We start from the raw sequence: 12,811 nt of genomic DNA on the forward strand, positions 1-12,811 counted from the left end.
ACCACTTCACGCCTCCCCCTTTTCAGCACCTGAAAGCGCTTTACCTCCCCGAGCCGCGGGATGACTGCGGTTCGGCTTTTTTACGCACCTAAAACAACAATAAGACCCAAGGACATACACATGCGTTCAGTGAACTATCGCACGGTGACGGCTGCAGTTTTTGCACAACTGCTGACCCTGTACGGCGCTCCCGCGTTTGCCGTGGCCATCAACGAAAACCTGGATATTGGCGGCGCCATCCGTGCGCGTGTTGACTACGACCCGGATCAAGACCTGGAAAAAATCAGCTTCGATACGTTTTTCCTGACCGCCACCTACACCTCCAGCAGTTGGATAGGCGCCGCGAAATACCGCTTCTACGGAGATGCCTACCCCTTTTCCTACACAGACAGCATCGGCGACATCTCTTTTCCCGAGTACGCCTGGCTAGGCTACAAATTCAACGATTCGCAACAGGTACAGGTCGGCCTGAACCACATTCCGTTTGGCTTGCAGCCCTACTTCGGCAGCCCCTTCTTTGAATCGCTGGGCAATGTGATCGGGTTGGAGGACATTCAGGACCTGGGCATCAAGTACATCCAGAACACCCCGGACTGGAACCTGCAGGCCGGTTATTACTTGCGCCCGATTGATCAGGGCCAGGGCACCAGCCGCGGTGGACGTACCTATTCGACCAGCGTCGCCAAGGCCGACACCTATGTGGCAGACGGCAGCAGCAACCAGGAGCGCAATATTGTCGTCGGACGCCTGGCCCGTAACCTGAAGCTCGGCAACTGGCAGTCGGAGGTCGGCGCATCGGCGCTTACTTCGGAACTGGAGAACCGCGACACCCATGACAGCGGTCGACGTAACGCCGTGGCCGTGCATTACATGGGCAAGAACGGCCCTTGGGGCGTTCAACTGCAGGCCACACGCCAGGACATGACGCCGAGAAATCCCGGTAACGACAAGTACGTCACGTTCGGCAGCTATGACGCGACGTTCAACGTTGCGGCCAAGGGCGACCTGTATGTGACCGACCTCAGCTATGACATCGCCGGGAAATACGGTTGGTTGTCAGGCATCAAGCTGTACGGCAACTACAGCCTCTTCGACAAGCGCGACAGTGCATTCCATGACTCCCAGCGTTTCATTCTCGGCACGTCGTTCTCACTCAAGGACCTCTGGATAGCCGTGGAGTGGCTGCACGGCAAGAACGACCCGTACATCGGTGGCAGCAGCTTCACCCAGAGCCTGGGCGCGGGTGGCAGCAATCAATGGGAGAACCAGCTTTACACCAACATCGGGTACTACTTCTAACCCCGCGCGACAGTACCAGTGCCCTCAGTATCAAAAAACAGTGCACGCGGCGACAAGCCTGCCGCCTCGAGGTACGCGTAGCTTTGTGTCGTGGGTCAGGCATCCGTCCTGCCCCACCCAGATAACAACAAGATTCTTGGTGACCCATGAGTACAGTAGATCCGATCACCCTGGCCGTCGTGCGAGGCGCACTCGAAACCGCGCAGCGGGAAATGACCCTGACGCTGGAAAAAACCGGCCGTTCGAGTGTTTTCAACCTGGCACACGACTATTCCAACGCCCTCTTCGACCACCTGCCGGAAATGATCCTGCAAGGCCAGGACATCCCCATACACCTGGGGTCGCTGATCCCCGCGATGAAGTGCGTTGCCGGCTTCTTTGGCGATGACATCCTTGAAGGCGACGTGATCTATCACAACGACCCTGCCTACAACGGCAGTCATATTCTCGACTGCTGCATGTACAAGCCGGTCTTTTACAAAGGGGAACTGGTGTTCTGGACGGTCTGCAAAGGCCACCTGACCGACATCGGTGGCCCGGTACCGGCCGGTTACAACCCGGATGCCAAGGAAATCTACGCCGAAGGCCTGCGTATTCCGCCAGTGAAGCTGTGGTCCAGAGGCCAGCGCCGCGAAGACGTCATCAACCTGTTGCTGACCAACATGCGCGCCCGGGCTTACCAGGAAGGTGATCTGAATGCTCAATACGGTGCTTGCAGCGTTGGCGAGCGGCACTTGATCGAGCTGCTTGACCGCTATGGCGTGGAACAGGTTCGCGCCTGCATCGCCGAGTTGAAAGACATGGCTGACCGCCATATGCGTGCCTTGCTGCGTGACGTTCCTGACGGTATCTACAGCGGTACGGCGGTGCTTGAAGACTCAGGCCATGGCCTGGGCCAACTGTCGATCACCGCCCAGGTGGAGATTCGCGGTGACGAAGCCCACGTATTGATCGAAAGCCCGCCACAGGTGCCCTACTTCATCAACTCCTATGCCGGCAACTCGGTCTCCGGGGTGTACCTGGGGCTGATGATGTTTGCCCAGGTGCCACCGCCTTACAACGAAGGGCTCTACCGCTGCGTCAGCGTCGACCTCGGGCCACCAGGCACCCTGTGCAACGCGCAGGAACCCGCACCGCACGTCAACAGCACCACCACGCCCATGGAAACCCTCGCCGACGCCGTGCGCCAGGCGCTCGAGCAAGCCGCACCGGAGCGGGTCACCGCCTCCTGGGGCCACGCCAGCGGCATCAACATTGCCGGTCACGATCCGCGTAACGGCAACGATGAATACGTGACCATGGTGCTGGCCTCGATCATTTCCGGCGCGGGTGCGAACAAGGAAATGGATGGCTGGCCGGCCTGTGGTCCGCTGTGCTGCTTCGGTGCACTGATGTCCGGTGATATCGAGCTGCTGGAGTACTCCTACCCGGTGTTGATCCACCGCTACAGCCTGATGACCGACAGCGGTGGCGCCGGGGAATTCAGAGGCGGCTCGGGCACACGCATCGAGATCGAGCCACTGAACCATGCCATGACCGTGGTGGGGTTTGGTGAAGGTCGGCAACTGCCAACGGCGGGCGCTGCGGGTGCGACCAACGTCCTGCTCGAACCCAAGCTTGGCCGCCTGATCCACCGCAAGGTCGACGGTGAGGAAGCCCACTTTACCTACAACGCACTGCTGACTGCCCAACCGGGCGAGCGGGTCATCAACGTCAATCCTGGGGGTGGTGGCTACGGCAACCCGATGCGCCGGCCTGTCGCCACGGTATTGAACGACGTGCTGAACGGCCTGGTGTCGCCTGAAGGCGCCCGACTGGAATACGGGGTGGTGCTCGACAGCAACGGCAACCTCGACGAAGCCGCGACACACGCCATCCGCGCCGCACACTGATTGATGCCCCTTGAGCAATGCAGAGACTTTTACCATGACTAAGCAGCAATATCGCCTGGGCATCGACGCCGGCGGCACCTTCACCGACTTCATCCTCGCTGACCGCAGTGGCAACGTTCAGTTGTTCAAAGCGCCTTCGACGCCACAGGACGGCACCCTCGCCATCCGCAATGGCCTGGCGCAAATCGCTGACGCCATCGGCCGCACACCGGCGCAGATCATTGCCGACTGCGACCTGTGCATCAACGGCACCACAGTGGCCCTCAATGCCCTGATCGAGAAAACCGGCGTCAAGGTCGGCCTGCTGTGCACCGAGGGCCATGAAGACAGCCTGGAAATCCGCCTGGGCCACAAGGAGGATGGCCACCGCTACGATGCCAGCTACCCGCCGGCGCACATGCTGGTACCGCGTCATCTGCGCCGCCCTGTCGGTGGCCGCATCCTCAGCGACGGCAGCGAGTACAGCCCGCTTGACGAAGACGCCATCCGGGAAGCCATCGACTACTTCCGCGAGCAGGACGTCAAGGCCGTGGCTATCTCGTTCGTCTGGTCGGTGCGCAACCCCAGCCATGAGCAACGCGCTGCAGCCATGGTCCGTGACGCCCTGCCCGGCGTGTTCGTGTGCACCGGCAACGAGGTGTTCCCTCAGATTCGCGAGTACACCCGTACCTCGACCACCGTGGTCAACGCTTACCTGAGCCCGGTCATGGGCCGTTACATCGAACGGATCGATGCGCTGTTCGAAGAGCTCGGTGCGCAACAACCCACCCGCTACTTCCAGTCCAATGGCGGCCTGGCGCCGGGTGTCGTGATGCGCGAGCGCGCGGTCAATGCGATCAACTCAGGCCCGGCGTCCGCCCCACAAGCCGGGCTGTGCGTGGCGGCGCCGTTCGGCATCGACAACGTGATCACCGTGGACATGGGCGGCACCTCGTTCGATATCACGCTGAGCAAGTCCGGGCGAACCAACTTCAGCAAAGACACCGACTTCCTGCGTTACCGTATTGGCGTACCGATGATCCAGGTCGAAACGCTGGGCGCTGGCGGCGGCTCGATTGCCTACCTGGACGACTTTGGCATGTTGCAGGTTGGCCCGCGCAGTGCCGGCGCCAACCCTGGCCCGGTCTGTTACGGCAAAGGTGGCGTCGAACCCACCGTCACCGACGCCAACCTGGCACTCGGCTACCTGGCCGATGGTGCGCTGCTGGGCGGCAGCATTCGCCTGAACCGGCAAGCGGCGATTGATGCCATTCGCCACAAGATCGCTGAACCGCTGGGCATCAGCGTCGAGCGTGCGGCCATCGGTATCATTACCCTGGTCAACCTGAACATGGTCAGCGGCATCCGCCGGGTATCGGTCGAACGCGGCTACGACCCCCGTGACTTTGCCTTGATCGGCGCTGGTGGCGCAGCGGGCATGCACGTCATGCGCCTGGCCGAGGAAATCGGCAGCAAGGTGGTACTGATCCCTAAAGTCGCCTCCGGCCTGTGCGCGTTCGGGCAGATCCTCTCGGACATCCGTTACGATCAGTTGAGCACCCTGCCCATGCGCCTGGACGACGACCTGGTCGACCTACCATTGCTCAATCAAACCCTGCGCACCCTGCGCGAGCGCGGCCTGAACAACCTGCGCGATGACGGTTTCAGTGCGGGCAATGCGGTCGAATGCCTGTACAACCTGGAAATCCGCTACCTGGGCCAGGTCCACGAATGCAGTGTCGAACTGGACTGCGATCAGCTGGATCATGAGCGCCTTCAAGCCTTGCGCACGGCGTTCCATGAGCGACACAAGGCACTCTTTTCCTACAGCGAGCCGGACAGCCCGGCAGAGCTGGTCAACCTGGAGTGCTCGGTGATCGCCCGCCTGCAGCGCCCACCCATGCCGGAATTGCCCGTGCAGGCCAACCTCGATCCGGCCAGCCCGATCGCTCACCGGGCCATGCTCTTCGACGCGCAAGACGCCTGGCAGGAAACCCCCGTGTACAACGGTGATCGACTGCAGGCCGGGCACACGGTTCAAGGCCCCTGCGTGATCGAGGAAGCGACGACCAACATCGTCGTGCCACCGGGCTGGCAAGCCACACTGGCGCCTTCGGCTACCTACCGGCTGACGCCCAGTGATTGACCTTAGCTAAGCATTGGCAAATTATGGCAAAGCAACGGTGCCGGGGGCTTACCCCCGGCACCGTCCTCACAATAAAAAAGACACGAGGATCGGCCATGGCAATCACACTCAGCAGCCGCTATTGGCCCGACAACGAACGCCAGGCACGTTGGGCCGCGGCGATCGGCAGTACCTATTTCCCGCTGTCACTGAATTTCGATCCCGGCGCACGTTTCAGTGGCAACCTGCAAGTGTGGGAAACCCAAAGCACCGCGTTGACCCTGTCACGGCTGCGCTCCACCCAAATGGGCTACTCGCGCAGCAAGGCCCAGGTCAGTGAGGACCGCGAGGCGTGCTACCTGGTCACGGTACCGCGCCGCAGCGAGGTGCACTTCGAGCAGGATGGCCGCGTACTGCACTGCCAGCCTGGCGGGTTTATCTTTGAGCGCGGTGATGCGCCCTACCGCTTTCACTACGCCAGCGACAACGACCTGTGGGTGTTCAAGCTTCCCGAACGCGCCCTGCATGGCCAACTGCGCGGCGCCGAGCGCTATACCCGCCTGTGCTTCGATGCCAAGCGCGGGCTGGGGAGAATCTTCGTCGACCAACTGGCAATGTGCGCGGCACGCTTCGATGAATGCGACGATACCGCCCGCCATATGCTGCTGGAGCAAGCGCTCTCAACCTTGCTGATGGCGCTACGCGATGACCAGCGGGTACTCAACAGCGAAAGTTCAAGCCTGGCTGCCCTGCATTTGCAGCGTATTGAACACTACGTCGAGCAACAGTTGGGCAACCCGGATCTCGACCCGCAAATGATCGCTGACGCCTGCAAGCTGTCGGTGCGTTATCTGCACAAACTGTTCACGGCCACCCCCTACAGCCTCAGCGAGTGGATCCGCCTACGGCGTCTTGAAGCGGTGCACAGAGAGCTGCATGACCCTTATTGCCACCTGTCCATCGGCGAACTGGCAATGCGTTGGGGCTTCAGTGATCAGGCTCAATTTGCCCGCAGCTTCCGCCAACGCTTCGGTTGCACCGCCAAGGAAGTACGCGCCACCGCCAGCGGGCACCCTCACTGAAAAGGCACTGAAAAAGGCCACGCCGCCGCCTGCTGGCGGCGGCATTGCGCCACAAAACAAGGCCTGACCTGATCCGAACGGACGATTCGGACACCGCAGGGGCGTCGGTATCGTAAACGGCGCCACGGCAGTACTGCTGCGGCCCTGAAACACACTAACGAACGCCTGCCCGACGCACTCTGTCGGCACCACCCACCGCGATCTGATTCGCGATCCACGCGGGGCGGCCCACTGCTGCCGTCACTGCCCGCTATCACGATGCACCACCTTTGGAGAGCGCTATGAAAGTGCTGGTAAGCGTCAAACGAGTGGTCGATTACAACGTCAAGGTTCGCGTCAAGGCGGACAACTCCGGCGTCGACCTGACTAACGTGAAAATGGCCCTGAACCCCTTCTGCGAGATCGCTGTGGAAGAGGCCGTACGCCTGAAGGAAAAAGGCGTGGCGACCGAGATCGTCGTCGTTACCATCGGCCCGAGCACGGCTCAGGAGCAACTGCGCACCGCGCTGGCGCTGGGCGCCGACCGTGCGATCCTGGTCGAAGCCGATGAAGCGCTCAATTCCCTGGCCGTGGCCAAACTGCTCAAGGCGGTTGTCGACAAGGAGCAGCCACAGCTGGTGATCCTTGGCAAACAAGCCATCGACAGCGACAACAACCAGACCGGCCAGATGCTGGCAGCGCTGAGCGGTTTCGCTCAGGGTACCTTCGCTTCCAAGGTTGAAGTCGCCGGTGACAAGGTCAACGTCACCCGTGAAATCGACGGCGGCCTGCAGACCGTTGCGCTGAACCTGCCAGCCATCGTTACCACCGACCTGCGTCTGAACGAGCCGCGCTACGCGTCCTTGCCAAACATCATGAAGGCCAAGAAGAAGCCGCTGGAAACCGTCACCCCGAGCGCCCTGGGCGTATCCACTGTCTCTACCCAACAGATCCTGCGCGTCGACGCTCCAGCTAACCGAAGCGCCGGCATCAAGGTCAAATCGGTGGCTGAACTGGTCGAGAAACTGAAAACTGAAGCGAAGGTGATCTGATGGCTATCCTGGTTATCGCTGAACACGAAAACGGTGCCGTTGCCCCGGCTACCCTGAACACTGTTGCCGCTGCTGCGAAAATCGGTGGTGATATTCACGTACTGGTTGCTGGCCAGGGCGTTGGCGCCGTAGCGCAGGCCGCTGCAAACATCGCTGGCGTCAGCAAGGTGCTGGTTGCCGACAACGCTGCCTACGCGCACCAGTTGCCAGAGAACGTTGCGCCGCTGGTTACCGAGATCGGCAAGGCCTACAGCCACGTGCTGGCACCTGCGACCTCCAACGGCAAGAACATCCTGCCGCGGGTTGCCGCACTGCTGGATGTTGACCAGATCTCCGAGATCATCTCGGTTGAGTCGGCCGACACCTTCAAGCGTCCGATCTACGCGGGCAACGCCATTGCCACCGTGCAGTCGAGCGCTGCGGTCAAGGTCATCACTGTGCGTGCTACCGGCTTTGACGCCGTTGCTGCAGAAGGCGGTTCGGCGGCTGTGGAAGCGGTTGCCGCTGCCCACGACGCGGGCAAGTCGGCGTTTGTCGGTGAAGAGCTGGCCAAGTCCGATCGTCCTGAGCTGACCGCTGCCAAGATCGTCGTTTCCGGCGGCCGCGGCATGCAGAACGGCGACAACTTCAAGCACCTGTATGCGCTGGCCGACAAGCTGGGCGCTGGGGTCGGTGCTTCCCGTGCTGCCGTCGACGCCGGTTTCGTACCCAACGACATGCAAGTCGGCCAGACCGGCAAGATCGTTGCGCCGCAGCTGTACATCGCTGTCGGTATCTCCGGTGCCATCCAGCACCTGGCGGGTATGAAAGATTCCAAGGTGATCGTTGCAATCAACAAGGATGAGGAAGCGCCGATCTTCCAGGTGGCCGACTATGGCCTGGTGGCGGATTTGTTCGAGGCCGTCCCGGAACTGGAAAACCTGCTGTAGGTTCACGCACAAACGCTGTTTACAGACGAAAAAAGGCTCGGAGAACCTTGACTCCGAGCCGAACAGCGCCGGGCCCTGCCCGTGCTGTTTGCATCAGCCAGATGCCGTGCGAACGTTGGCGTTAGCGCACGTTCGGCCAGCCCTGGAAGCTTGGCGTCACCCCAACGCAGGCCGGGGACGTCTTGCAGGCCCAGGGACTGTGCGCTTCCGGTGGCACCGAGACAAGAACGGTGAACACCAGGAAAAGCAGGATCAACAGAGGAACGGAATAGGCTAGAAGGCTTTTTATTTTCATTGTCGGCTTTCTCGTGACCTTTGATTCGGACCTACGTCGTTACAACGTGACGAAGTACAGGTTCACCCTCCCTGGCCGGAGCCCGTCAAACGGCAAGCACGCAGAGTGCCGGCTCGCCGTTCACGGCCCCGTTACAACTCAGCGCTCGTCGACAGTGACGATCTCGCGACGCTCGGCCATGCTCGCGGGCACCAGGTCTTCATCGGTGAAGAACTGCTGGTACCACTCGCGCAGCTGGTACACCGGGCCGTCGTTTTCCGCCAGTACCGGCTTGTCGATACGGATCTTGTGCTTCCAGATGTCCACGTCCTGGTAGAACGAGGCGCGGTTACCCATGACATAGGCCTTGGCCACTTCGAGGTTCTGCTCCTCGCTCCAGCCCGGTATCCGCTTGACCATGCACCCAAAGCGCAGCTCAAAGCTGTCCGGGGTAACGGGCACGTGGCTGTTGAGCAAAATGGCATGCACACGAACGTCACCGAACATCGAGCTCAGGTGGGTGAAGTGGGTGGCAGGACCGTAGTAGGCCGACGGCGCGATCAAGTCACCGCCCAGGCGCTCGGAATCGCCATGGAAGATCTGTCGGCCGATATGCCCTTCAAAAACGTTGGCGAAATACTTGGTCGGGGTGCCATGCACAGGCCCGAAGTGCTGGGCATCCACCAGGTTGTCGACCAACTCGCGCGGGTTGGTTTCGATCAGCATGGTGTCGATGTTCCAGTCGTGAATCCACTCGGGATCGTCCATCTCGGCCAGGTGCGGGATGATCACGCCGTCTTTCGGCGGACGCCCCTCAGGGTTGTTCCAGACGAACAGCAGGTTGTTCTCCTCGCAGGTCAGCCAACTGCGGGTCTTGGCCTTGGGCGGAATACGCTTGCAGTAAGGGATTTCGACGCACTTGCCGGTGGTGTCGTACTTCCAATGGTGGAAGGGGCACACCACGGTATCGTTCTCGATGGTGCCCTGGGACAGGTCGGCGCCCATGTGCGGGCAATGGGCGTCAAGAATGCTGATCGCGCCCTCGCTGTTGGCAAACGCCACCAGACGGGTGCCAAAGATATTCAGGGTGTGCAGCTTGCCATCGCGGTAATCGTCGGCCACGCCCAGGCAGTGCCAGCCACGGGCATAACGGTGAGTACGCTGGGCGTTCTCGATCGAGAGTTCAGCGAGTTTCGTCATTGTTGTTGTTCCTCTGTTGGAAACTCTGGGGGAGCAATACCCCCTGAAAAAACAGGGTGAATCCATGGCAGACATCATTGAGCAGCCTGAGCAAGGTGCTCATCCTCCAATTGGACTAGATCAAGCGAGATCGACTCTCAACGCGCCACCCCATGATGGATTCGCCCCTGTCACCACACTGCAGGCGAAGCGCCTGAACGGCGCCCCACTCAAGCACTACTGACCGAAGCGACGCGCGGCCTCCGGGCCAAAGTCGCGCGGGCTGAAGCCTGGCTTGTTCAGTTGATAGCCGTTGCGCTGCTCGTTGATCAGGTTGAAGGCCAGGTAGCTGCCCGCGTTGAGGTCGTGGTAAAGCCCCACACCCGCTTGCTGTGCCTGGCTTTCGTAGGCATAGAAGTAGTTGACCATCGAGGTACGCCACAGCTCGCCACGGTTGTCGTAGTTGTCCGCAAGCATCGGGAACCAGGTGTCTTCATCGATGTACAACTTGCGCTTGCCATACAGATGGCGGTAACCCGGCTTGAGGGTGCCTTCCAGCTCCCATACGCGGTGGCGCTCGTAGCGCATGGCCTGCGGGTTGATGTGGCCTGGGGTGAGCAGGTCGGCGTACTTCAGGTTGGCGGCGTGCAGCCGGTAGGCGTTGTAAGGGATGTACATCTCGCGCTTGCCGACGATCTTCCAGTCATAGCGTTGCCCCGAACCGTTGAACAGGCGTACCTCGTCGACGGTGATCGAACCACCACTGCCCGGGAACGACATGTCGAAGCCATACCCCGGCGACTGCCGCACGCGGCGGGTGCCCGGGTCGTAGCGCCAGCTCTGGCGGGGTTCGGTCTTGTCGTTCCAGAATTCGGTACCCGTGTTGATCTCGCCCTTGTCACGCTGCGGCAGCAAGGTTTCGTTCAAGTAGAACGAGGAGTTGCCAACGGTGTCACCGATCTTGCCCGGCTCCAGTGCCGGCGCCAGGTTGCGTGAATGCACGCGACCCCAGTTGATGTTGCCGTCCTTGAGCACGTAGGCGTTGTCGGAGGTGTATTCCTCGGTCCAGGCACGCAGGGTGAAGGTCGAGGCGTTCTTAAGCAGTTCCAGGCCACTGCGGGGTACCGGGAACGGGGTACCGCCGGTTTTGCCGACCACACCCTCTCCGTCATCGACCAGGCGGGCAACGCTGGCGTTCTCGCGGGTCGCCTGGCACACCGAGTCGGGGCCGCGGAAGTCCCGGTGCGACGGATAGACCGGCATGTTGAAGGTTGCAGGGTAAAGCTTGAACAAGGCTTTCTGCCCGTCGGACAAGTAGTCACTGTATTGCGCCAGGTTGGCTGCGGTGATCACGAACAGCGGTTTTTCGTCCGGGTAAGGGTCAACCGGGTGGTTGCCAGTGCCCTTGAAGTCGACATGCGGCGGAACCCCCAGCCACTTGCCACTGTACGGCGGGATGCTGCCGTCGGCGTTACCGCTCTTGTCAGCCCCCAAACAGGTCAGATCCTTGCCCAGGCGTGCCAGATCCTCCGGCGCCGCACTGGCCGTGCCAATCACACTGCACCCCAGCAACAGCGCTAACGTCCACCTATGCGTGACATTGGCAGTCCGCGAAACAGAACAACGAGAGGCCAGATTACTGCCGGTCATTTCTTATTCTCCTTGGTTACCGATAGCGGTCCCTCAGTATCAGCAGCCAATGGAGCCGGGAGCATCGTCCGCACGGACTAACGCATTTTTACAGCGACACGCTAGCCAACGCTTACCGCCACCGGTAACGCACCCGGCTTACCCAGTGCAACAACGCTGTTGAGCATGATCCGCACCAGTTCGGTCTGGCGCCGCACACCGGTCTTGGAGAAAATCGAGCGCAGGTGCGCCCGTGCCGTATTGCGGCGGATGTTCAAGGTCTCGGAGGCTTCCTCCAACGACAGGCCGTTGGCCAGCTCCAGCGCCAGCGCCGTCTCTGCCGGCGTGAGGTTGTAGAGCTGCGAGGTCACTGCATTACTGACCAGCGATTTGCTCACGGCATCACGCACATACACCATCACGGTGGGCTTGCCCTTGCCCTCGACCAGTTCCTGTGACGGGATCAGTTCCACCACGACCCCCAGGCTGACCTGCCCGGATGGCCGGGAGATCGACATCGCCTCGGCCCCTTGCAACACATCGCCGCCTTGCCTGGCCCGCAGGAACGCATTGCGCACCAGCCGCAGCAGCTCTCGGTTATCGCTCGGGTAGGTGGCCTCCAGCCGGCCACCGACCACTTTGAGGCCGTCATTACTGTCGAGGATCTCCCGCGCCACCGGGTTCAGTTGCAGTACGTTGCCGCCCTCGTCGAGCACAATCGTCGCCACCGACAAGCGGCTGATGGTCTGCGAGTACAGGCTACCCAGCGACTCGCTGCGGTCCAGCAATGAGTGCATGTGCAAGGCGCGACGCAAATGCGGCAGCAACATCGCGCACATGGCCCGTTCGGCGGCCGAAAAACGCGGGTGGTCCTTGGGCCGGTTGATGCGGAAACGCAAGGTGCCGCCATCGGGCATGCCGATGTCGGCGCCTAGCATCTGGTAGCAGTCATAGGGCTCGCAAAACAGCAGGTAGAACGATGAACTGACCCACTCGGCATCGCTCATCAGGTCATCAATGGTGAACACCTGATCCGTGGGCAGATTGTTGAACAACGTGGACTTGGCGTAGTACGCGTAATGGTTGATCCCACCCTCCCCCAGTTCGATATCGCCGGCGACCATCATCGGCGACAGGAACGGCTCATCCATCACCCGCAGGATCAGCGTGACGAAATTGGCCTGGAACAATGTCCGGATCTGCTGCAGCGATTCGGTCATGTGGCGGGTATCCAGAGCCGAATCGTACATATTGCCGATGATCTGTTCGTATTCGGCCAACTCAAGCCCCATTTCCGCCAGGACCTGAGTATTGGGCACGCTAGTTTGCATAGACACTCCCCAAGCGCAGGCCCTGTGGTGGTCTGAATCACCAGGGCCTGCATGATTTTTA

9 protein-coding genes are annotated in these 12,811 nt (G+C 61.0%); 6 read left to right on the plus strand and 3 right to left on the minus strand.

Annotation, left to right across the window (positions count from 1 at the left end; all coding sequences use genetic code 11):
• The first annotated feature begins 120 nt into the window (after positions 1-120).
• The 6 genes from ACZ9H3_RS05825 (at position 121) to ACZ9H3_RS05850 (ending at position 8,337) form a co-directional block, all read left to right on the plus strand.
• On the plus strand, positions 121-1,299 hold the full coding sequence (locus tag ACZ9H3_RS05825) for a hypothetical protein (protein WP_102051484.1): 1,179 nt from the start codon (positions 121-123) through the stop codon (positions 1,297-1,299).
• A 146-nt stretch (positions 1,300-1,445) separates the two neighbouring features.
• Complete coding sequence (gene capB, locus ACZ9H3_RS05830; RefSeq protein WP_409279355.1) at positions 1,446-3,191, plus strand: caprolactamase subunit beta; 1,746 nt, start codon at positions 1,446-1,448, stop codon at positions 3,189-3,191.
• Between the two features lie 34 nt (positions 3,192-3,225).
• A complete protein-coding gene (capA, locus tag ACZ9H3_RS05835) occupies positions 3,226-5,316 on the plus strand; it encodes a caprolactamase subunit alpha (RefSeq protein ID WP_409279356.1) in 2,091 nt (696 codons plus the stop codon).
• A gap of 95 nt (positions 5,317-5,411) precedes the next feature.
• Positions 5,412-6,377, plus strand: coding sequence for an AraC-like ligand-binding domain-containing protein (locus ACZ9H3_RS05840; RefSeq protein ID WP_476220090.1), 966 nt, complete (start codon positions 5,412-5,414; stop codon positions 6,375-6,377).
• Between the two features lie 281 nt (positions 6,378-6,658).
• Complete coding sequence (locus ACZ9H3_RS05845; protein ID WP_476220091.1) at positions 6,659-7,408, plus strand: electron transfer flavoprotein subunit beta/FixA family protein; 750 nt, start codon at positions 6,659-6,661, stop codon at positions 7,406-7,408.
• Positions 7,408-8,337, plus strand: coding sequence for an electron transfer flavoprotein subunit alpha/FixB family protein (locus ACZ9H3_RS05850; protein WP_476220092.1), 930 nt, complete (start codon positions 7,408-7,410; stop codon positions 8,335-8,337). The genes ACZ9H3_RS05845 and ACZ9H3_RS05850 overlap by 1 nt, the downstream gene beginning before the upstream one ends.
• A gap of 433 nt (positions 8,338-8,770) precedes the next feature.
• Here ACZ9H3_RS05850 and ACZ9H3_RS05855 read toward each other — a convergent pair whose 3' ends face one another.
• The 3 genes from ACZ9H3_RS05855 to ACZ9H3_RS05865 all read right to left on the minus strand — a co-directional run bounded on the left by ACZ9H3_RS05855 (position 8,771) and on the right by ACZ9H3_RS05865 (position 12,750).
• Entirely contained in the window at positions 8,771-9,811 is a 1,041-nt protein-coding gene (locus ACZ9H3_RS05855) for a 3-ketosteroid-9-alpha-monooxygenase, oxygenase component (protein ID WP_099775128.1), read from the minus strand.
• 216 nt (positions 9,812-10,027) lie between these two features.
• Positions 10,028-11,440 carry a DUF1329 domain-containing protein gene (locus tag ACZ9H3_RS05860; protein ID WP_256587492.1) on the minus strand — a complete coding sequence of 471 codons (1,413 nt, stop codon included), beginning with the start codon at positions 11,438-11,440 and terminating at the stop codon, positions 10,028-10,030.
• Between the two features lie 101 nt (positions 11,441-11,541).
• Entirely contained in the window at positions 11,542-12,750 is a 1,209-nt protein-coding gene (locus ACZ9H3_RS05865; RefSeq protein WP_102051478.1) for a LuxR C-terminal-related transcriptional regulator, read from the minus strand.
• Between the last annotated feature and the right edge of the window lie 61 nt (positions 12,751-12,811).

It is taken from the genome of Pseudomonas sp. TE3910 (assembly GCF_056279025.1).

Coding starts and splice junctions, on each gene's coding strand:
- ACZ9H3_RS05825 (WP_102051484.1), top strand. CDS start 121: ATGCGTTCAGTGAACTATCGCACGGTGACGGCTGCAGTTTTTGCACAA.
- capB (WP_409279355.1), top strand. CDS start 1,446: ATGAGTACAGTAGATCCGATCACCCTGGCCGTCGTGCGAGGCGCACTC.
- capA (WP_409279356.1), top strand. CDS start 3,226: ATGACTAAGCAGCAATATCGCCTGGGCATCGACGCCGGCGGCACCTTC.
- ACZ9H3_RS05840 (WP_476220090.1), top strand. CDS start 5,412: ATGGCAATCACACTCAGCAGCCGCTATTGGCCCGACAACGAACGCCAG.
- ACZ9H3_RS05845 (WP_476220091.1), top strand. CDS start 6,659: ATGAAAGTGCTGGTAAGCGTCAAACGAGTGGTCGATTACAACGTCAAG.
- ACZ9H3_RS05850 (WP_476220092.1), top strand. CDS start 7,408: ATGGCTATCCTGGTTATCGCTGAACACGAAAACGGTGCCGTTGCCCCG.
- ACZ9H3_RS05855 (WP_099775128.1), bottom strand. CDS start 9,811: ATGACGAAACTCGCTGAACTCTCGATCGAGAACGCCCAGCGTACTCAC.
- ACZ9H3_RS05860 (WP_256587492.1), bottom strand. CDS start 11,440: ATGACCGGCAGTAATCTGGCCTCTCGTTGTTCTGTTTCGCGGACTGCC.
- ACZ9H3_RS05865 (WP_102051478.1), bottom strand. CDS start 12,750: ATGCAAACTAGCGTGCCCAATACTCAGGTCCTGGCGGAAATGGGGCTT.